Below are 21,439 nucleotides of genomic sequence, written 5' to 3'. Positions count from 1 at the left end.
TTTTTTTGTTTTTGTTTATGGTTTGTTAGTTAGTAAGCTTAAGGATGACAGGAAGATCAGTCCTGCATTGAACCAGATGTGGTTTCTCCAGGAAAGATGAGAAATTACTCCCCCGCAGCTGCAGGGTAATACCTTTTCAAAAGAGACCATGTAAATCAGATAAATGGTAAAGATGATTATCAGGAAGAGGGCAGCTAAGAGACCTGTCTTTTTTGTGAACGGTATGATCAGCAATACGCCAATGACGATCTCGGCAGAAATGATAAGCACTGAAATCACTATATGGTACGGACCGAAAATGGGCACCACATGGAGCACATTATTGAAATCCTGAAAAGTGAATATTTTACTGCTTGCAGTATAGATAAAAAGCAGAATAAACAGATAGCTGATAAGGTCTGCAAACACCTTGGTTTTCTCACCAAAACAGAAGAATGATTTTCTTTTTATTGTTGTTTCCATAGGTAAAATAGTATAAGACTAAGGTAAGGACGGATATTCCTTAAAGGAGTAAGAACAGTTTCAGAAATCACTTAATATTATATTCAGAAATTGCTTAATACCAGTTTAATAAAAAACTTAACATCGGTTTCAGAATACACTTATATTCAAATAGATAAGACATATTAACAAGCTCCTATTCATCGGCGATTTTAGCTGCTTATAGCTACAGTTATTAGTGTGATTATTCCATAATAAACTTTAAATTTGTGTGGAGAGATAAGATAAAAAACTTAAACATTAACGCTAACTATACCTAATTAGAACCAAATGATTAAACAAAATCTACATGATTATCTCCTGGATCTGGATCCTGTACCAGAAGAACTGAAAAATGGTTTAAAAAGAAACCAGTTGATTCAATACATAGATGCTCAAATCAGTACAAATCATCATAGCCACAAAGTTTTAATACTTACTGCAGGGATGATTTCAGACAGAATTTATTTCGTACAGAAGGGAGTAGTGAGAGGTTTTATAAATGATGAAAAAGGAAAAGAAAAAACGATTTTTCTCTGGGATGATCATTCTATAATGACGGACGTAGACAGTTTTGTTAATCAGATTCCTTCTGATATTTACATTGAAGTTATGGCCAACAGTACGTTGACCTCCATCTCGTATCAGCAATTGAATTGTATTTTTGACAACTTCCCTTACACAAAAATATTTCTGAACCACCTTTCCGCGTATAACAAAAACTACAGTCATAAAAGTTTCTATAATTTTGCCAGGCCTTCTGCATGGGAAAGATACCAGGAACTACTAACCAGGTATATTAATGTGGAACAAAAAGTGTCGAAAGAAATCATTGCTTCCTTTTTAGAGGTTACCCCGCAGTACTTATCAAAGATGATCAAAGAGAACAGGTAAATGCTTCTAAAAATTTGATTTGTAATCGCAATCAAGCGCCTGTGTCAACTTCTGATGCAGCTCCGATGACATCAATTATAACTGTAATCTTTCTGCCAGATACATAAATAGTAAGAGGAATACAGCTCGCTAAATATTTCAAAGCCGCCTTGTATGTTACAGGGCGGTTTTGAGATCAATTGCAGCAAGCCATATTTTCTTCAGTTAATCTATTCACATGAGTGATTTGAACCGCCATGCGAGTTCACTGGAGTGTCCAGAATAAGTTCTACATAAATTCACGGGAGATAAGAATACAGGTGGAAACAAAAAAAGCAATCCCGAAAGACTGCTTTTTTTATAATTGGTTGTGCGGATGAAGGGACTCGAACCCCCACGCCGTGAAGCGCCAGATCCTAAGTCTGGTGCGGCTACCAATTACGCCACATCCGCATATAGGAGTTGTTTAGGACTGCAAATATAGAGATAGTTATCAGTTCTCAAAAGTCTTTTGTATTTATTTTACACCAAAACACATAAACCATTCATTCTAAGCGAATTTAATTTAATTCTTTTTGCAAATGAAAGAGATATTCCACTGCTTTCACCAATCTGCTGCCATACCAGGAGAACATTTCGCCATCAACCAGCATTATTTTAGCATCGGGAATTGCAGCCTGGAGTTCATCAATATGTTTTTCACGAAAAGGATAGGGTTCTGAAGACAGCAAAATCAATTCTGGCTGCAATGCCTGCAGTTGTTCCGGATCCAACTCCGGATACCGGCTCTCTTTCACAACATTGGTCAAACCATTCTTTGTCAGGATATCATCAATAAAAGTATTTTTTCCCGCCAGCATATACGGTCCCTTCCAAATCAGGTAAGCCACTTTTTTATCAATTCCCCGCTCCAGTGCCAAAGTCTGCAAGTCGGTAAAACCGGCACTGATCAGATGATTTAGATAAGCAGCTTCAGGCTCACGATCCACCAATGCACCAATCTGACTTATAGCAGCCATTGCTTCTTCCAGGTTAGAGATGTCACTCATCCACACAGGAAACTCCGCACACAGCAGCTCTATGTCCTCCCTATTGTTCTCCTCTTTGTTTCCGATAATCAAATCAGGCTTTAAACTTCTGATCAGCTCAATATTCAGTTTTTTGGTTCCTCCTACCTTTGTCATTGTTTTAAACTTTGCGGCAGGATGAACACAAAACTTAGTGATTCCTATCACTTCATCTTTCAGGCCAAGCTCAAATAAAAGTTCAGTCTGTGAGGGTACAATAGAAATAATCCGCTTTGGCGGATAATTGAAGCTAACAGCTCTATGGAGCTGATCGGTAAACTGACGTAACATGCCACAAATATATATCTTTATAATGCCACCTGCAGGTCTTCTTTAATTACACCGTCCAGCAAATGTAAAATCCTTGATCCATAACCAGCATTAATCTCAGAATGAGTTACCTGAATAATCGTAATCCCTTCCTCTTCATTCAGTTTTTTAAACAGTTCCATAATTTGCAGCGCCTGTGCAGATTGCAGGTTACCTGTCGGTTCATCAGCCAGAATAATAGAGGGCTGTGCAGCCAGGGCACGCGCAATACCCACCAGTTGCTGCTGACCGCCTGAAAGCTGGTTGGGGAACAGGTCCTTTTTTCCTACAATGTTAAAGCGGTCAAGCATGTCTGCCACCCTGCTCTTGCGCTCTGCAGCGGCTATTTTCTTGTATAACAAGGGGGCTTCAATGTTTTCCGCTACCGTCATCTCGTCTATCAGATGATAAGCCTGAAAAACAAATCCGATATGATTGCGGTAAAGCTCAATTCGCTTGCGTTCATTCAAAGAGGTAACATCCTCCCCCATAAATTCATAGGTACCATATGTTGGTTCTTCAAGCATCCCGAGAATATTTAACAAAGTTGATTTACCTGCACCTGAAGGACCCATGATGGAAACAAACTCTCCTTGCTGAATGGTAGTACTTACATGCCTCAGGATATAGCTCTTTAATCCTTTATTCGCATAATATTTTTCTATATTTTCTAGTTTTATCATGTTATCTTTTTTAAATCTGGTTTATAAAATTCTGGCAATCACACGCTACTCATACTTCAGCGCGTCGATAGGATTTGTTTTTGCTACGCGATAAGACCTTAAACTTACCGTAATTAATGTAATCACCATAGAGATCAGCATTGCAATTACGAAAGGCCAGATGCTCATCTCAATCCGGTAAGTATAGCGGGTCAGCCATTTGGAAACAAATATATAGGCAATAGGAAGGGCGACCAGGTTGGCAAAGAAAACAAGGAGAATAAATGATGTATTCAGCATCCTGATCAGCTCAAAAGTAGAGGCACCCAGCACTTTTCTGATTGCCATCTCTTTTGTACGCTGAGTAGCCACAAATGAGATCAGCCCGAATAATCCGATAAAGGAAATAAAGATAATCACCCCTGCAAATACCTTAAATAGTGTACCCATCACTTGCTCGCTTTCGTAATATTTACTAATATTGTCATCCATAAAATGTGAGTCGTAAACATAGTCGGGAAAATACGAATTCCACATCACTTCCACTTCTTTCATGACTGCAGGCAGCTGACGGGCATCCATTTTTACAGCGATAGATTCCGCATGGGCTTTACTGGAAAAAAGGAGGATCGGTGAAATGGCCTCTCTTAAATTCATATTATTGAAATCTTTTACCACACCAACTACCGGTGCACTATATCTGCCACCGCCAAGATGAATCAACTTTCCTATGGCCTGCTCCGGATCTTTCATATTTAGTTTCCGCAGCAAAGTTTCATTCACTACAAATTCATTCAATGTATCACTTCGGGATAAACCCCTGCCAGCAATCAGCTGTAAACCGAAAGTTTTAATATAATCCTGGTCCCCGGACTTCACATTTACCTGGAAATCCGCATCCTTACTACTTCCAAAGCTGAAATTGCTAAAAGAATTATCCTCAGAAGATGGTCCGCTGGTACATAATGCAGCAGAACGCACACCGGGAATAGTCAAAATCCTGGTCTTCAGGATATCATACTTCAGTATGCTTAAACTATCTCCCGGCAGATCGATTAGAGAAATCGCAGAAGGATTGAAACCCAAAGGTTTCTCGCGCATATACTTCATTTGCTGTAGTATGACCAGCGTACCGGTAATCAGGATTATCGTAATGGCAAACTGAACAATAACCAGGATTTTCCGCAAGTTACCACCACCAGAATTACCCATACTGATCTTGTTTTTGATGGCCAGCGCCGGACTAAATCCAGACATCACCAATGCAGGATAAAAACCGGCCAGGAAGCCAACAAACAAAACCAGACCTAACATAAAAAGAAAAATCACCGGCTCCTGAAATAGACTGAAAGACAGTTTTTCCTGAAATAAAGCTGCCATACGAGGCATAACAGCTTCTGTAACTGCACAAGCCAGCAAAAGGGCGATTACCGTTAACGTCATCGTTTCTGTCAAAAACTGAACAACCAGTTCCTTACGCCTGCTACCCATTACTTTTCTAACGCCAACTTCTTTAGAACGACTCACGGCCTGCGCCGTAGCCAGATTAATGAAGTTAATACAGGCTGTGATCATCAGGAACAAGCCAATTACCATCAGTCCGTAAATCTCACTCATTCCGGTAATTTTATTGGCAATATTTCCGTAACGCTGATCTTTATGAATCTCAGACAGGGGCTGAAAAAAATGATTTTCTTCTCCAACGCCCTTTTCTACATAGTATTTTTTAATAAAAGCAGCCATAGGCGTTCTTAGTGCATCCACATCCGCCCCTTCTTTCAATAATACATAACATTCTGAAGCATCAGCTACAGCAGCCCAGTTTTTAGCATTCCTGCTTTCATAACCTGCATAAGCAATTGCAATTTTGATAGGATTGCTATTGTTTTCCGGCAGATCGGCAAAAACTCCGGTCACTTTCAGATCAGTTTTATTCCTGTAATTGATCACCTGACCAACAGCCTTATGCCAGTCGCCAAATAGTTTAGTGGCCATCTCCTGTGACAAAGCTACAGTATTTGGTGTGGCCAGTCCCTTTTCCGGATCCCCCTGCAACCACTGATAATCAAATATTTTAAAGAAAGACGGCTCTACAAAAAACGCCCGTTCGTCAGTTTTAAGCCTGATGTTACCCTGCTCATCTTTCACTTTAATTACACCACCGCTGCGCTGTATAGCGGCTACCTGATCCAGCATGGCGAAATCATTTCGCATGGCAGGTACTAGTGGTTGAGGCACACCTCTGGAAAACTCTTCTCCGTCTGCATATTTCCAGTAAGAAACCACACGGTAAATCCTGTCCTTGTGTTTAAACTGCTGGTCATAACTCAACTGGTAGCTAATGAAAATAAATATCAGGATACAACCTGCCATACCAATGGAAAGTCCGGCAATGTTTATAAAAGTATAACCTTTATTTTTCCAGAGATTACGCAATGCGATTTTGAGATTCAGTTTAAACATCTGTATGTGGTTAAAGGGTTATTCGTATTTTAAAGCATCCACTGGATTGGTTTGCGCTGCTTTGTATGACCGTAAACTTACTGTGATCAGCGTAATACCCATAGAAATCAACATCGCTATCGCAAATGGCCAGATACCTAAAGTGATCCTGTAAGCATAACCATCAAGCCATTTCCCGACAAATACGTAGGCAAGCGGCCAGGCAATCAGGTTTGCAATGAATACCATGAGTAAAAAAGAACCATTTAACAGTTGTACGAGCTCCAGCGTAGATGCGCCCAGCACTTTCCTGATCGCGACCTCCCTGGTGCGCTGAGCGGCGACAAAAGAGATCAGACCAAATAAGCCTGTGAAAGCGATAAAGATAATAACCATTGAAAAGGTCCTGAACAAAACACCCATCACCTTTTCCGTACTGTAATATCCACTGATCTCATTATTGATAAATTTCGAATCGTAAACATGATCGGGAAAAGCGGTATTCCAAAGCGCTTCAACAGCCTTCATTGCCGGCATCATCTGCCTGCTTTCCATCTTTATGGCAATACTATAATAATCGTCTTTTCCGGAAGCGATAGCTATAGGGGATATTTTTTCACGTAAAGAAAGGTCATTAAAGTCTTTTGTCACGCCCACAATTGGCGCCTTACTGCCGTTCATATCCAGTAATTTACCTAATGCTGTTTCAGGATCTGTAATGTTGAGCTTGGTCAGAAAAGTTTCGTTCACTACGTAGCCATTTACAGTATCACTTTTTGCAAGCGGCTTCCCGGCAACCATCTTCAATCCAAACACATCAAAATAACGCTCATCTGCATACATTATCCTGACCTGAAAATCCTTGTTCTTTAATCCATTGAGCGAAAATTCCGTTTCGTAAACATTGTAGGAAGATGGTCCATCCTTACAAAAACTGATATTTTTGACTCCTGGTATCAGCAGCAAACGCTCTTTTAGATTCGCAGCTTTGAGCTGACTCAGGCTATCCCCCGGCAAAGTGACCAAACTTACAGCATCAGGATGATAACCCAGCGGCTTTTGACGCATATAACTCATCTGATTCATCACTACAAGAGTAGAAATAACCAGAACTACCGTAACTGTGAACTGAACTACAACTAATATTTTTCGTAAACCCAATCCCCCGGTATTGCTGGCAGTCAATTTGTTTTTAATCGCCAGTGCAGGACTGAAACCAGACATGATCAGGGCCGGATAAAAACCCGCCAGGAAACTGACAAGCAACACTAGCGTGATGAGAAAGACGAAAATGACCGGATGAGAAAACAGGCTGAAGGAAATCTTTTCATCGAACAGGTGCTGCATATAAGGAAGGGCAACCTCTGTCAGCGCACAGGCAAACAGCATCGCTATTATACTTATCGCCAGTGTTTCACCAAGAAACTGAACAACCAGCTGTTTGCGGTCACTGCCCATTACCTTACGAATGCCTACTTCTTTAGACCTGCCTATGGCCTGCGCTGTAGCCAGGTTGATGAAATTGATACAGGCCGTCAGCAATAAAAAAACACCGATAACAGAAAGACCATAAATATCCTTTTTCTCCATAATATCATGTGCAAAATTACCATAATGGTCATTGTAATGCACATCACTCAGCGCTTGTATACTGTGATAGGTATGTTCTTCTTTTTTATAGACCTGAGCACTGAATTTCTTCATACCGGCTTCAAGATCAGCTGGCCTTACGCCCTTTTTAAGTAAAATATAACATTCTGAAGCAGAACTGACATAACTCCAGTTTCCGTCGTTTTTATTAGGATTAGTTGCATAACTGACCATCAGATTAAAAGGGTAGCTGCTGTTATCAGGAATGTCGTCAAATACACCAGACACTTTAAGGCCCATTTTATCTTTAAATCGTATGATCTTACCCACAGCACTAGTCCATGTACCAAAATACAGCACAGCCTTTTTCCTTGACAATGCTACTGTATTCGGTTCCTGTAACGCTGCAGAAGGCATTTCCGTCAGCCACTTTAATTTAAAAATTGCAAAGAGCTCAGGCTCCGCATAAAAAACCTCAGTCTCTTCCTTAAAGTTAGTTTTGCCAGACAGGTCAGCAACTTTAATTATTCCGCCAACACGTTTGATTGCCGCCACCTTCTCCAGCTGCGGAAATTTAGCACGCACAGCACTAACAAGAGGAACAGGAACTCCTTGAGACCCCTCAGTTGAACTGCCCGTATCCCAGTTACTCACCACACGATAAATGCGATCCTTATTTTCAAAATCATCGTAGCTTAACTGATACCTGATAAATATAAAAATCAGTATACAGCTGGCCATCGCTACAGATAAACCAGCTATATTGATAAAAGCATAGCCCTTGTTCTTCCACAGGTTTCGCAAAGCAATTTTAAAGTTTAATCTGAACATAATTTAAGCGTTAAAAAAGGTTATTCGTATTTTAATGCGTCAACAGGATTCGCAACAGCAGTTTTATAGGCCTGATAACTAACTGTTAGAATAGCGACCGCCAAGGTTCCGGCACCCGCAGTCACAATAATCCACCAGGATATACCAGTGCGAAATTCGAATTGCTGCAACCATACATCCATCACATAATAAGCCAGCGGTACGGCAAGAAAAATAGCCATAACTATCATTTTAATAAATGATAAGGACAGCAACTGCATCAGGCTATATACCGAAGCCCCCAGCACTTTTCTCACACCGAATTCTTTGGTCCGCTGCTCCGCGCTGTAAGTCGCCAGCCCGAATAAACCCAGGCAGGAGATAAATATGGCCAGTCCACCAAACAGGTTAGACAAAATCCCCATCCGTTGTTCCTTTTGAAATAAATCTGCATAAGCTGAATTGGTAAATTTGATTTCTGCTGGATAAGCGGGGTTTAGTTCCTTAGCAATGTTTTCAATCTTGCTGATATTATCATGCAGGCTATTTTGTGGATTTAACCTCATGGTAACCACACCAGTCTCCTTTTTGCCAAAATAAACGATCATAGGGTTATTCCCCTGGTAAGGAGAATCCCATACATAATCTTCAAAAACACCAATTATCGTTGAATGGTATCCATTACGCTTGAGGATCGTTCCTACGGGATTTTTCAGGCCCATAGTTTTCACTGCAGATGAACTCACCAATACGGCGCCGCTATCGGAAGCAAACTTTTCCGAAAAATCTCTTCCCTGCAAAAGTTTCAGGCCGCTTGTTTTGATAAAATCGTAGGTCGTGATGACGCGGTTAAACAAGATAATATTTTGCCGTTGTAACATACCCGGCCACTCTAAACCACTAAAATTTTGATCATGGTGAATTAAACTGGTAGAGGACTGAAAAACGCCAGACACCGCACCAGAGCTAAGCAACTGCGCTTTAAACAAATCAAATTTGGTCGCCAATGCACCATCCTGCGGCATTTGAACCAGGTGATTTAAGTCGGCCCCAATAGGTTTATTTTTTATATATTCAATTTGCTTGTAGATCACCAGCGTAGAGATCATCAGTACTATGGTAAAACAGAATTGCCCGATAATCAACACCTGCCTCAGGCTTAACGAGAAACCCTTTCCTTTAATTTTACGCTTTAACGTTTGAATCGGGTTGAAAGATGACAGATAAAATGCGGGATAACTTCCTGCTATTAATCCGGTCATTAATACAATCACTACAATGCCAGCACAATATTTAACATTGAAATAAGTAAGTGTAAGCTGTATATTCAGCAGGTTGTTAAATGTAGGCAACAAAATCTCCATCAATACAATCGCAATCACCACACTGACTAATGTTAATACCATAGACTCCGTGAGAAACTGGGCAATCAGGGATTGTCGTGTTGCACCTATTGTCTTTTTAATGCCTACTTCTTTTGACCGCTTTTCAGATTTGGCAGTCGCCATATTCATAAAATTAACGCACGCAATCAGTAATATCCCAAATGCAAGTCCCATGAATAACCAGATCTGTTCTATTGCTCCACCAACATTTTTTCCCTCTTCAAATTTGCCATACAAATGCATTTTTGTCAACGGATATAAAAAATGGGTTTCATTTGCATTTTTATTTTTAACCAGCAGCGCTATCTTTTTGTTTACCTCTGCCAGGTTTGCATCCGGATGGAGGAGAACCAGCGTTTTGTAACTGAAATTGTTAAAATTAAGATTCCTGGCATCCGTATCCACCATTTCATAAAAAGACCATGGCATCAGGTAATCAAATTTATTGGAACTGTTATCCGGCAGATCTTTTACCACTCCGGTAACCGTCAGATCAAACTTATCCTGATAACGAACAGTTTTATTTAATACCTCAACAGATCCAAATAAAATATTTGCAGTAGATTCGGTCAATATAACTGATTTTGGCTGCTGCAAGGCCGTACGGACATCACCAGCGATAAATTGATAGTCATACATTTTAAGGATATCAGGCTCAGCAAATTTTGCGTTTCTTTTAAAACTGTTCTCCTTGTTTGCAATCAGATTTATTCCCCCATAATTCATTCTGCAGATGGATTTGATTTCCGGGACTTCCGATTTAATCAGGGGTGCCAATGCAGTAGTGCTACCATCAAAAGTCATCAATACCTTTCCACTGTCATCGCGAACATGCGTAAGTATAATATGCACATCAGCTGCATTTTTGGCTTGTTTGTCGAAATTCCATTCATAGACAACATAGATCAGCAGCAGTAAACAAGCAGCCAGTCCTATCGCGAGGCCTATCACATTAATGAAGGAGGAAACCTTGTTCTTCCATAGATTCCGCAAAGCGATTTTTAAGTTTAATCTGAACATATCTATTTATTAAAGCTTATTCGTATTTTAACGCATCAACAGGATTGGCTCTCGCTGCCCGGTAAGCCTGAAAGCTCACGGTAAGCAAAGCAATCATTAAAGTACCCGCAGCGGCATATAAAATGATCATCCAGCTGATCGTCGTATGTATATCATATCCTTTCAGCCAGCTATTCATGATATATATCGCCAGCGGTACAGCAATAAAAATGGCTATAGTGACCATTTTCAAAAAGCTTACAGAAAGTAATTGCATCAGGCTGCCAACAGAGGCCCCCAACACTTTCCTTACCCCAATCTCTTTTGTCCGCTGCTCCGCACTGTAGGCCGCAAGGCCAAAAAGACCCAGGCAGGAAATAAATACCGCCAATCCGCCAAAAAGATTAGACAGGATGCCCAGCACTTTTTCGGTTTTCAGCTTTTCCGCATACAGGCGGTCTACAAAATTCAGTTCAACAGGATAGGCAGGATTGATAGATTTAACTACCCGCTCAATAGTAGCCAGGTTTTCTGCCGGAGGATGGGCTGCATTCAGCCGCATTGTAATCAACCCGCTCCAGCCCTTGTTAAAAGCTACTGCCATAGGTTTCGCATTTTTTGCGGGTGAACCCCAGATAAAATTATCGAAGATGCCAACGATTGTCGTGCTCACCCCATGGTACTGCACCACAGTCCCAATAGGATTTTTGAGGTTCATCCGTTCCACTGCAGCCCTGTTGAGCAGCAACGCAGCAGTATCTGAAGCAAACTCCGGCGAGAAATCCCGCCCGGCAATCAGTTTAACACCTGTAGTTTTTACAAAATCATAGGTAGTCGCCAGCTGATCGAAATTCAGCAATTTATCCGCTTCCGTAGATCCCGGCCATTCCATGCCCCAGAAACTGGAGCCGTCACGTGATAAGGTGGCGGACGACTGATATAAGGATGTTACCGCACCCGAACGAAGCAGCTGATGTTTCAGCAAATCAAATTTGTCATATAGAGTACCATCCTGCGGCATCTCGACCAGCTGGTTAATCTGGTAGCCAATAGGACGGTTTTTAATAAATTGTATCTGTTTATAAATAACTATGGTCGCAATTATCAGGATCACGGCAAAACTGAACTGTCCCACTACCAGCACCTGGCGCATACTGAAATTAAGCATACGCCTGTTAAAATTCCTTTTCTTGAGGATCTGAACAGGATTGAAAGAAGAAAGATAAAATGCCGGATAACTTCCTGCAATTAAACCAGTCAGCACTACAATGAATGCGATACCCAACCAGATAGCCGCATTAGCATAATTGATACTGAGATTGATGCCCAGCATACCATTAAAATAAGGAAGGCATAACTCGATCAATACCACCGCCATCACCGCACTAAAAGCAGTCAGCACCAGCGATTCCATCAGGAACTGGCCCACCAGACTGCCACGTGAAGCACCAATCGTTTTTTTAATCCCAACTTCTTTGCCACGGCGTTCTGATTTCGCAGTCGCCATATTCATAAAATTAATACAGGCTATCAACAGAATCCCAATCGCCAGCCCCATAAACAAACGTACCTGCTCTATTTTACCCCCTACTGGTTTACCATTTATAAAATCACCATGCAGATGCAATTTGTACAATGGATATAAAAATATAGCCGCTTTGGCATCAGGCTCATGTCTTTCCATCAGGCCTTTTACACTTTCATTCAATTCCGCTACATCCGCTTGGGGATCCAGCCTTACCAATGTTGTCCAGTTATAATTTGTCCATGAAGGTTCCTTTACCCAATCGTTCAAAGACTCGTAGAGCGACCATGGCAGGAGGTAGTCGAACCCGACTGAGGTGTTTTTTAAGGGATCTTTGATCACCCCGGTTATTTTCATCTCCCTTTTATCATCAAAGCGTACAGTCCTGTTCAGCACATCTGTCTGACCAAATAATACCCGCGCAGTGGATTCCGTCAGCACCACATTCCCGGGCGAACTTAAAGCCGTCTCCGCATTCCCGGATATAAAAGTAAAACTGAAAATTTTAAGTATATCGGCATCGGCAAACCTCGCTTTCCTTTTAAAGCTGTTCGTCCCGTTAGCAATCAACGTAGGTGCATCCCAGCTCATCCTGGCCATTGCTTTTACAACAGGATATTCTTGTTTGAGCACTGGCCCAACCGTATTTCCTGTACTCCAGCTACTTTCTTCAATGCCTCCGTTCGCACTCTCCCTGTTCGTCATAACCTGGTAAATCTGCTCAGCATCTTTCCACTGCCTGTCGAAACTCCATTCATAGGCAACATACAGCAGTAACAGCAAACAGGCTGCTAAACCTATAGCCAGTCCGCTGATATTGATCAGTGAAGAAGTCCTGTTTCTCCAGATATTCCGGAGCGCAATTTTAAAGTTTAACTTAAACATAGCTGTAGGATTTAAAATTTATTCATATTTAAGCGCATCAACCGGATTCGCCTTTGCCGCCCGGTATGCCTGCAAGCTCACGGTCAGCAGCGCAATGCCCATAGTACCTGCCGCAGCCAGCACAATAATCATCCAACTCACATGGGTATGAAAATCGAAACTTTTCAACCACCTGTCCATGATATAATTTGCTGCAGGCACCGCAATAATGATCGCTATCACTACCATTTTTATAAAACTTAAAGAAAGGAGCTGGATCAGGCTGGCAACCGACGCACCGAGTACTTTTCTTACGCCAATCTCCTTTGTTCTTTGCTCAGCACTATAAGACGCCAGACCAAACAGGCCCATGCAGGATATAAAAACTGCCAGTCCGCCAAATAAATTGGATAACACGCTTAATATCTTCTGACTTTTTAACTTTTCTGCATACAGCTGATCCACAAAACTGATCTCCACAGGATAGGCAGGATTCAGCTCTTTAGTAATCCGCTCAATGACAGCTATATTCTCTGCAGGCTGATGCGCACTATTTAATTTCATCGTCACTTTGGAACTCCATTGTTTATCAAATGACACCATCATCGGATGTTGTTTACGTAGCGGCGAGCTCCATATGAAATCTTCAAAAACACCAACCACTGTACATTTACGGTCCCATTTAGTTAATACCTGACCAATAGGATTTTTTAAGTTCATCAGTTTTACTGCCGAAGTGCTCAGCAATACAGCTGCAGAATCGGAAGCAAACTCAGGTGAAAAATCCCTGCCCTGTACCAGTTTTACACCTGTAGTTTTAATAAAATCATAAGTTGTGGCAATCTGATTGAAAGTGATGTTTTTATCTGCCTCCGTAGAACCCGGCCACTGCAGTCCCCAAAAGTTGGAACTTGCACGAGACATGCTGCCGGAAGATTTATACACGCTTTCAACTGCGCCGGATTTTAATAACTTATCTTTCAGCAAGTCAAACCTGGTGTCCAGTTGGCCTTCCTGCGGCATCTCTACCAGTTCGCTGATATTGTAACCTACAGGCCTGTTTTTAATAAACTGGATTTGCTGATAAATTACCGCAGTAGCAATAATCAGTACGATGGCAAAGCTAAACTGACCTACTACCAGCAACTGCCGCAAACTTATGGCCGACCAACCTTTTTTGAAGTTTTTCTTTTTCAGCATCTGAATCGGGTTAAAACCTGACAAGTAAAAGGCGGGATAACTCCCCGAAACTAAACCTGTCAGCAAAACCACAGCAGCAATACAAATCCATACCATAGGATTGGAGTACGTAATACGCAGTTCTATACCGAGAAGATGATTAAAAGACGGCAGGCAGATTTCAATTAAGGCAATAGCCATTACTGCACTGCAGATGGTCAGCACCACTGATTCCATTAAAAACTGACTGATCAGACTGCCTCTGGTTGCACCTATTGTCTTTTTAATACCTACCTCTTTAGCACGTTTCTCCGATTTGGCGGTCGCCATATTCATGAAATTAATACAGGCAATTAATAAAATTCCAATGGCCAGCCCCATAAATAAACGCACCTGCTCAATTTTTCCTCCGGTGTTTTTCCCTTTTGTAAAAGTGCCATACAGGTGATATTTACTCAGGGGAAAGAGAAAAGGCGAAGCAAAAGCCCTGGGTTCATTTTTAATAATCAAGCCTTTAATACTTTTGTTCAGCTCAGCTACGTCTGTTCCCGGTGCCAGTTTCACCAGCGTTACCCAGTTGTTATTTGTCCACCCTAAAGTTCCCGCATAACTGTTCAGCTGCACATTTAAGGCCCATGGCATCAGGTAATCGAAACGGCTGGAGGAATTCTCTGGTATATCTTCAACCACACCTGTGATTTTCAGATCCGTGGTGTCCATATAGCGGATAGATTTATTCAGCACATCTGCCGTCCCGAATAAAAGCTTTGCTGTACTTTCTGTCAGGATCACGTTATTCGGGGCGTCCATCGCGGTTTTAGCATCCCCGTAGATGAAAGTATAAGGTAGTATGTTCAGGATATCCGGATCTGCAAAAAAAGCGTTCATTTTGAAACTGGATGTTCCGTTGGCAATCAGTTGCTTCCCTTCTTCACTGATGCGTGTCACTGACGAAACTCCCGGATAATCCTGCTTTAAAACCGGACCGATAGCATTGCCTGTGGCATCACCTGTAGCATCAATTTCTCCGTTAACGGCAATATAATTGGTCAGCACCTGGTATACCTGTTCACTGTACTTTCCCTGTTTATCATAACTCCATTCATAGGATACATACAATAGCAAGAGCAAACATGCAGCTAAACCTATGGCCAGCCCGCTGATATTGATAAGAGAAGAAGTTCTGTTTCTCCAGAGATTTCTTAAGGCTATTTTAAAGTTGAGCTTAAACATGTTTGAAGTGTTTCTGGTGAATATTAGATGAGTTCTTCAGTGCGGCTCTTATTGATTTTCTCTGAGATCACGTGACCATCTTTCAGGTTAATGATCCGGTTGGAAAAACTTGCGTCATGAGACGAGTGGGTAACCATTACGATGGTTGTTCCCTGCTCATTCAGCTCACACAATAATTCCATTACCTCGTTACCATGAGAACTGTCCAGGTTACCCGTTGGCTCATCCGCCAGTACCAGTTTCGGCTTGGTCACCAATGCACGGGCTACTGCTACACGCTGCTGCTGTCCGCCTGATAACTGCTGCGGAAAATGGCCGCTCCTGTTAACAATATTCATCCGCTCAATGATCTCATTCACCAAACGTTTGCGCTCTCCTGCCGCTACCTTGTTATAAATCAGCGGTAATTCAATATTTTCAAACACCGTCAGTTCGTCAATCAGATTAAAATTCTGGAACACAAAACCCATATTCTGCTTGCGGAAATTAGACCGTTCCCTGTCATTCATCGTTAACAGTTCCGTTTCCAGGAACTTATAGCTCCCGCTCTCCGGTTTGTCCAGCAGCCCCATTACATTAAGCAAAGTAGATTTACCGCAACCCGAAGGACCCATAATGGACACAAACTCTCCGGTTTTCACATGCATATTTATTCCGTTTAATGCCGTAGTTTCTACTTCTTCTGTTTTGTAAACTTTTTCCAGGTTCTCAATTTTTATCATTGTCTGATGATTTATATTTTTATATGCTGTATATCTTATTTACTGATTTCTATCACGTCATACTGATTGAACTGATCGTACGACGAGGTAATGACTTCTTCATTCTGATGCAGGCCATCCATTATTTCATAATACTGATAGTTCTTCCGTCCAATCTTCACGTTTCTTTTTTCCGCTTTACCGTCCTTTACTACAAATACCCATGATCCGCCGGTACTCTGAAAGAACTGTCCCTGTGCCAGCAGCAATGACTTGCTATTGTCAGAAAGCGTAAGCTTTACTTGTAAAGATAACCCTCTTCTCAATTCATCAGGTGATTTTCCTTCAAAAACAAGTTCCACCTGAAACTGACCCGCAGTTACCTCCGGAATCACTTTTCTGACAGTCAGTTTATAGGTCTTACCGTTAAACTCACAATTGGCCGACTGTCCTTCTTTTACCCTGTTGATATAATATTCATCTACGCCGGCCTGCAGTTTATAACCCTGCATCACATCAATTTTACCCAGCATTTCATTCGCATTATAGGATTTTCCAATCACGGGATCGTAAGAAGATAAGCGACCGGAAACAGGCGCTTTGATGGTCATGTTTTCAATATTCTGCCGGATCGTTTCCAGGCTCTCATTCATTCTTAACACAGACACATCTATTTGGTGCAGCTGCATCACCCTGCTCTGATTTTCCTGTTTGAGGGCTACTTTCATGATATCCTTTCTGCCGCGGTTATATTCGTAATCCTGGCTCGAATTATTAAATTCTTCTCTGGTAATCACTTTTTTAGCGAAAAGCGTGCTATCTATCTTATACTTCCTGCTGGCTGTTCGCAACGCATTCTCAATTACCATCATATCCTGAGCCATTACCCGCTGGTTCTGCTCCAGGTCCAGCCTCACCTTACGTAACTGATTAATCTGTTCCGTAATACTTGTTTCACTTGCGGTATAACCTGATAGCGCATTTGGATTGGCAATCCGCAGCAAAGGTGTACCCTTCACCACACTTGCTCCGTTCTCCGTAAAAATTTCCGCTACCGTGCCGCCTTCCGGAGAACTCACAATCACCGAGGTCAATGGCACTACACTGGCGTTCAGTAATACGACATCTTCAAAATCACCATAAGCTACTTTACTCACCGTTAGTTTATCTGCATCAGCTTTATATACTTTATTTAATGATAAACTATAACCATAAGCAACCAGCGTGAAAAGCAATACGCCGCCTATGACCATAAAAATCATTTTTTTACTAAACCTCTTTTTTTCTATAATCTTATCCATTGTAATCCTTGTGATATGAACAGCACTATGCCAAGGATATGCCAAACCGAAATTACATATTTAAATTACTGTTTATCAATTGATTATGTATATTAAATTACAAATACCGTTCGTTATCGGACAGTTGATGTACAACATCGGACAGTTTCCTATATTTTTGAAGAAATCTTTAGCATATGACAGAAGCGAACGTTTTAGTAATTGATGATGACGATGATATCCTGCTGAGCGCAAAGCTCTTTCTGAAGCAGCATTTCAAGCAGGTGGTGATCTGTAAATCGCCCAAAGAAATCAATGTCCTGCTCAGTCATAATGATATTGATATTATCCTGTTGGATATGAATTACCAGAAAGGTACCAGCGATGGCAGAGAGGGGCTTTACTGGCTCGAGCATATCCTGTCAATTGATAAAGATTATGTGGTCATCCTCATGACAGCCTATGGGAATGTGGAGCTGGCCGTGCAGGCCATCAAAAAAGGGGCTACGGATTTTATCCTGAAACCCTGGGAAAATGAAAAACTTTATGCTACACTTTCCGCCGCTTCCAAATTAAGGAGTTCGACCAAAAAAGTGAAGAAACTGGAGAAGATTCATTCTTCCATGCAGACAGATCTGGCCAGAAAATTTGAAAACATTATTGGCAGTTCTGCACCAATTAAACAGCTGCAGCATACCTTGTTAAAGGTGGCACCGACAGATGCGAATGTGCTCATTCTGGGAGAAAATGGCACCGGAAAACAGGTCTTTGCTTATGAACTGCATAAACATTCCCTCCGTAAAAACCATATTTTTATGCATGTAGACCTCGGCTCACTGAATGAAAACCTTTTTGAAAGCGAATTGTTCGGTTACGCAAAGGGTGCATTTACAGACGCCAGGGACGACCGGCCGGGCAGGTTTGAACTGGCAGACAACGGCACCATATTTCTGGATGAGATAGGCAATCTATCGATGCCATTACAATCTAAACTGTTAACAGTGCTGCAAAACCGGACAGTGACCCGCCTCGGCGAAAGCAGGGAACGTAAGGTAAACGTAAGACTGATCACGGCCACCAATATGCCCCTAAATGAAATGGTAGCGAAAGGTACTTTCCGCCAGGATTTGCTTTTCCGGATCAACACTGTAGAGTTTATGCTCCCGCCCTTACATCAGCGGGCAGAAGATATTTTACTCCTTGCCAATCATTTCCTGCACACTTTCAGTACCAAATACCATAAAAATATCAGCAGGATCAATGACAAAGCTGCACAGCTTTTACTGAACTATCACTGGCCGGGCAATGTACGCGAATTGCAACACGTGATAGAGCGGGCAATCATCATGGCCGAAGGACTGGAAATCAGCACAGATGATCTTCAGCTGAGTCCCCAGCGATTTGGCAGCAGTAACCAGGCCGCTGTTCCGCTAGACCTGGAAGAAATGGAAAAAATGATGGTACAAAAAGCCATAGAGCACCATAAGGGTAACATTTCCCGCGCAGCTGCAGAATTAGGGCTCACCCGTGCAGCGCTTTATCGCAGAATAGAAAAATTCGGACTCTAGCTTATGTTTTACCAGCGTTTCACCTTCCGGCTCATTACAAAACTCCTGTTCATCAACATACTGGCCGTATTACTCGTTTACCTGAGTGTAAAAACAGAGCTGTGGTTCACTATTGCCGGCGTGGCAGTCATTCTGATCATCAGCATCACTTCCCTGTACAATTACATCAGCCAGATCCGTTCCGATATCAAACGCTTTATCCTTGCCGTAAAAACACGCGACCATACCCTGAACTTTAAAAATAAAAGCACCAAAGGGAGTTTTCCGGACCTGTACAGCTCTTTCGATGAAATCCTGAAGACCCATAAAGATATCCAACTGGAACAGGATGCCGTATTCCAGCTCATGAAGACGATCTTACAGCAGGTACCAGTCGGCGTTATTGTCATCAAAGAAAACAGTAATGCAGCCGGTCAAAGTGAAATTGCTTTCTTCAATGAAGCCGCAGCAGCGTTGCTGAATGTGCCGGCCTATAAATACTGGCACCGTTTAAAACAGCATCTGCCGGTGTTCACCCAGGAAATTGAAAATATCAGTAAAGGAGGTAAGCGGTTTCTGGAACTCAAAATAGAAGACAAACTCATTCAGCTATCCACAGAAGTTATTCCCCTCAACTTGTACGGTTCCAATTATATGATCATCTCCTTCCAGAACATTAAAGATGAGATAGAGCAAAAAGAAATTGAAGCATGGAACAGGCTCATCGGTGTCATCTCTCATGAAATATTAAACTCCATAACTCCTATCAGCTCCCTTTCCGATACAGTGAACAGCATGGTCAGCAATAAAGACTTTCTGGCTAAAGAAGATCTGGACGACCTGAAACCTGCGATACAAACGATAAAAAGAAGATCAGAAGGGTTGCTCGACTTCGTCAAAGATTACCGGCTCATTGCCGAACTGCCTACCCCTGAACTGGAATCTCACAGTATCGGCAGTATCCTCCAGCACATCAAAATTCTCATGCAGCCATTTGCCACAGCAAAGAGCGTGAAGCTTGTGGTGGGACAAACCTCTTCAAAGATCACCATTAACGTAGACCTGAAACTGGTAGAGCAGGCATTAATTAACCTGGTAACCAACAGTATTCACGCATTGGATAACATTGAAAATCCCTTAATAGAGATTGATTACAGACTCCAGCAAAACAAGTTGTATATTGACGTGTCCGATAATGGCAAAGGCATTGATGCAGATCTGATAGAGAAAATATTCGTTCCTTTTTTCACTACCAGGAAAAATGGCTCTGGGATAGGCCTCACGATTACCCGCAACATCATGAAAATGCACTATGGCAGTCTGGAAGTGAATTCTGTTCCATATAAAAAGACGATATTCTCTCTTGCTTTTAACTATGTATAAGAGAAATCCATAGCTTTGCAATTGATGTACACTTTGCAACTACGTATCACAGCAATCACTTTACAACCCGGAGACAATGTCCTTATCCAGCTTTCACCGGTGGACGGCATGAGACCAGCCTACCTGGCAGGGCAATTCCTTACCATATTATTCCAGGTCAATGGAAAAGAAATACGCAGGTCCTATTCGATATGCAGCTCTCCCGATGTAGACGAACCATTGAGCATTGCAGTGAAACTGGTAGAAAACGGAGAAATATCCAACTACTTACATCATAAAACTGCTGTGGGTGATATGCTTACCGCTTTACCACCAAACGGTGTATTCACCTATTCACCAGTTGCACATATTCAGCGTACCGTATTTTTATTTGCAGCAGGTGTAGGCATTACCCCTGTTTTCTCCATTATTAAAACTGCTTTAACCGTAGAAAAAGGCTCAAAGGTCGTATTAATTTACAGCAACAAAAGTCAATCCTCGACGCTATTTTATGAAGAACTGAACGAGTGGCAGCTGCTTTATCCGGAAAGGTTTAAGGTGATTTACTTGTTCAGTGATAACAAGCGCATTCAGTATGCCCGTCTGAACAGTTTTCTGATCAATGACCTGATTACAAAAAACCTGGAATATGATCAGCTTGACGCACTCTGTTATACCTGCGGTCCGATTGATTATATGGTTTCCTGCAGAATCTGGCTCCTGGCAATGGGTTTCCGCTTAGATCAGATCAAAAGGGAAACTTATTTTATTCCGGAAGATGAAGGCGATGATGATGATATGACCGAGAAAGAAGTCAAAGATAAAAATACCTATACCGTCATTCTCGAGTTTAATAAAAATACCTATCAATTAGAAGTACCCTGGTATAAGCGCATTTTGCAGGTCGCCCTTGAACACCAGATCAATGTGCCCTACAGCTGCAGGGCAGGAATCTGCAGCTCCTGTGTTTCCACCTGCACCTCAGGTGCTGTCAGAATGGATTATAATGAAATCCTCACCGATGAAGAAGTAGCTCAGGGACGGGTACTCATCTGCACCGCACACCCTACAGTAAATAATACCAAAATCGTCATATAAGCAGAAAAGGAAAGCCATATAGCTTTCCTTTTC

Annotated in this window: 14 protein-coding genes and 1 tRNA gene; 4 read left to right on the top strand and 11 right to left on the bottom strand. The window is 41.8% G+C overall.

Annotated features, from left to right (window positions below; genetic code table 11):
- Positions 1–15: 15 nt before the first annotated feature.
- Positions 16–462, bottom strand: coding sequence for a MauE/DoxX family redox-associated membrane protein (locus tag OQX62_RS12240; RefSeq protein ID WP_265831824.1), 447 nt, complete (start codon positions 460–462; stop codon positions 16–18).
- A 309-nt stretch (positions 463–771) separates the two neighbouring features.
- Between OQX62_RS12240 and OQX62_RS12235 the strand changes: the two genes are divergently transcribed.
- A complete protein-coding gene (locus OQX62_RS12235) occupies positions 772–1,374 on the top strand; it encodes a Crp/Fnr family transcriptional regulator (protein WP_265831823.1) in 603 nt (200 codons plus the stop codon).
- A gap of 350 nt (positions 1,375–1,724) precedes the next feature.
- Here the strand turns inward: OQX62_RS12235 and OQX62_RS12230 are convergent.
- The 10 genes from OQX62_RS12230 to OQX62_RS12185 all read right to left on the bottom strand — a co-directional run bounded on the left by OQX62_RS12230 (position 1,725) and on the right by OQX62_RS12185 (position 17,420).
- A tRNA-Leu gene (locus OQX62_RS12230) sits at positions 1,725–1,806 on the bottom strand.
- 107 nt (positions 1,807–1,913) lie between these two features.
- Entirely contained in the window at positions 1,914–2,711 is a 798-nt protein-coding gene (locus OQX62_RS12225; RefSeq protein ID WP_265831822.1) for an ABC transporter substrate-binding protein, read from the bottom strand.
- A gap of 17 nt (positions 2,712–2,728) precedes the next feature.
- Positions 2,729–3,412 carry an ABC transporter ATP-binding protein gene (locus OQX62_RS12220; RefSeq protein WP_265831821.1) on the bottom strand — a complete coding sequence of 228 codons (684 nt, stop codon included), beginning with the start codon at positions 3,410–3,412 and terminating at the stop codon, positions 2,729–2,731.
- A 45-nt stretch (positions 3,413–3,457) separates the two neighbouring features.
- Positions 3,458–5,854 carry an ABC transporter permease gene (locus tag OQX62_RS12215; RefSeq protein ID WP_265831820.1) on the bottom strand — a complete coding sequence of 799 codons (2,397 nt, stop codon included), beginning with the start codon at positions 5,852–5,854 and terminating at the stop codon, positions 3,458–3,460.
- A gap of 18 nt (positions 5,855–5,872) precedes the next feature.
- Positions 5,873–8,254, bottom strand: coding sequence for an ABC transporter permease (locus OQX62_RS12210; protein ID WP_265831819.1), 2,382 nt, complete (start codon positions 8,252–8,254; stop codon positions 5,873–5,875).
- A 20-nt stretch (positions 8,255–8,274) separates the two neighbouring features.
- On the bottom strand, positions 8,275–10,638 hold the full coding sequence (locus tag OQX62_RS12205) for an ABC transporter permease (RefSeq protein WP_265831818.1): 2,364 nt from the start codon (positions 10,636–10,638) through the stop codon (positions 8,275–8,277).
- Positions 10,639–10,654: 16 nt separating this feature from the next.
- Entirely contained in the window at positions 10,655–13,027 is a 2,373-nt protein-coding gene (locus tag OQX62_RS12200; protein ID WP_265831817.1) for an ABC transporter permease, read from the bottom strand.
- A gap of 18 nt (positions 13,028–13,045) precedes the next feature.
- Positions 13,046–15,418 carry an ABC transporter permease gene (locus OQX62_RS12195; RefSeq protein ID WP_265831816.1) on the bottom strand — a complete coding sequence of 791 codons (2,373 nt, stop codon included), beginning with the start codon at positions 15,416–15,418 and terminating at the stop codon, positions 13,046–13,048.
- Between the two features lie 23 nt (positions 15,419–15,441).
- A complete protein-coding gene (locus OQX62_RS12190; RefSeq protein ID WP_265831815.1) occupies positions 15,442–16,140 on the bottom strand; it encodes an ABC transporter ATP-binding protein in 699 nt (232 codons plus the stop codon).
- 35 nt (positions 16,141–16,175) lie between these two features.
- Positions 16,176–17,420: an efflux RND transporter periplasmic adaptor subunit gene (locus tag OQX62_RS12185; RefSeq protein ID WP_265831814.1), complete on the bottom strand. Its 1,245-nt coding sequence runs from the start codon at positions 17,418–17,420 to the stop codon at positions 16,176–16,178.
- 176 nt (positions 17,421–17,596) lie between these two features.
- Between OQX62_RS12185 and OQX62_RS12180 the strand changes: the two genes are divergently transcribed.
- Genes OQX62_RS12180 through OQX62_RS12170 form a run of 3 tightly spaced genes read left to right on the top strand, consistent with a single transcriptional unit; the run spans position 17,597 to position 21,406 of the window.
- A complete protein-coding gene (locus tag OQX62_RS12180; RefSeq protein WP_265831813.1) occupies positions 17,597–18,967 on the top strand; it encodes a sigma-54-dependent transcriptional regulator in 1,371 nt (456 codons plus the stop codon).
- A 3-nt stretch (positions 18,968–18,970) separates the two neighbouring features.
- Positions 18,971–20,329, top strand: coding sequence for a sensor histidine kinase (locus OQX62_RS12175; RefSeq protein ID WP_265831812.1), 1,359 nt, complete (start codon positions 18,971–18,973; stop codon positions 20,327–20,329).
- Between the two features lie 24 nt (positions 20,330–20,353).
- On the top strand, positions 20,354–21,406 hold the full coding sequence (locus OQX62_RS12170) for a ferredoxin--NADP reductase (RefSeq protein ID WP_265831811.1): 1,053 nt from the start codon (positions 20,354–20,356) through the stop codon (positions 21,404–21,406).
- Positions 21,407–21,439: the final 33 nt, after the last annotated feature.

The sequence above is a fragment of the Pedobacter sp. MR2016-24 genome (genome assembly GCF_026239655.1).
Taxonomy (GTDB): Bacteria; Bacteroidota; Bacteroidia; order Sphingobacteriales; family Sphingobacteriaceae; genus Pedobacter.
Note: the sequence above shows the minus strand (reverse complement) of the source record. Positions and strands in the feature narration are given on the sequence as shown.

Excerpts from the sequence above, each read along its gene's own strand:
- OQX62_RS12190 (WP_265831815.1), bottom strand. The coding sequence starts at position 16,140 with ATGATAAAAATTGAGAACCTGGAAAAAGTTTACAAAACAGAAGAAGTA.
- OQX62_RS12240 (WP_265831824.1), bottom strand. The coding sequence starts at position 462 with ATGGAAACAACAATAAAAAGAAAATCATTCTTCTGTTTTGGTGAGAAA.
- OQX62_RS12215 (WP_265831820.1), bottom strand. The coding sequence starts at position 5,854 with ATGTTTAAACTGAATCTCAAAATCGCATTGCGTAATCTCTGGAAAAAT.
- OQX62_RS12235 (WP_265831823.1), top strand. The coding sequence starts at position 772 with ATGATTAAACAAAATCTACATGATTATCTCCTGGATCTGGATCCTGTA.
- OQX62_RS12210 (WP_265831819.1), bottom strand. The coding sequence starts at position 8,254 with ATGTTCAGATTAAACTTTAAAATTGCTTTGCGAAACCTGTGGAAGAAC.
- OQX62_RS12170 (WP_265831811.1), top strand. The coding sequence starts at position 20,354 with ATGTACACTTTGCAACTACGTATCACAGCAATCACTTTACAACCCGGA.
- OQX62_RS12185 (WP_265831814.1), bottom strand. The coding sequence starts at position 17,420 with ATGGATAAGATTATAGAAAAAAAGAGGTTTAGTAAAAAAATGATTTTT.
- OQX62_RS12200 (WP_265831817.1), bottom strand. The coding sequence starts at position 13,027 with ATGTTTAAGTTAAACTTTAAAATTGCGCTCCGGAATATCTGGAGAAAC.
- OQX62_RS12175 (WP_265831812.1), top strand. The coding sequence starts at position 18,971 with ATGTTTTACCAGCGTTTCACCTTCCGGCTCATTACAAAACTCCTGTTC.
- OQX62_RS12225 (WP_265831822.1), bottom strand. The coding sequence starts at position 2,711 with ATGTTACGTCAGTTTACCGATCAGCTCCATAGAGCTGTTAGCTTCAAT.
- OQX62_RS12195 (WP_265831816.1), bottom strand. The coding sequence starts at position 15,418 with ATGTTTAAGCTCAACTTTAAAATAGCCTTAAGAAATCTCTGGAGAAAC.
- OQX62_RS12220 (WP_265831821.1), bottom strand. The coding sequence starts at position 3,412 with ATGATAAAACTAGAAAATATAGAAAAATATTATGCGAATAAAGGATTA.
- OQX62_RS12205 (WP_265831818.1), bottom strand. The coding sequence starts at position 10,638 with ATGTTCAGATTAAACTTAAAAATCGCTTTGCGGAATCTATGGAAGAAC.
- OQX62_RS12180 (WP_265831813.1), top strand. The coding sequence starts at position 17,597 with ATGACAGAAGCGAACGTTTTAGTAATTGATGATGACGATGATATCCTG.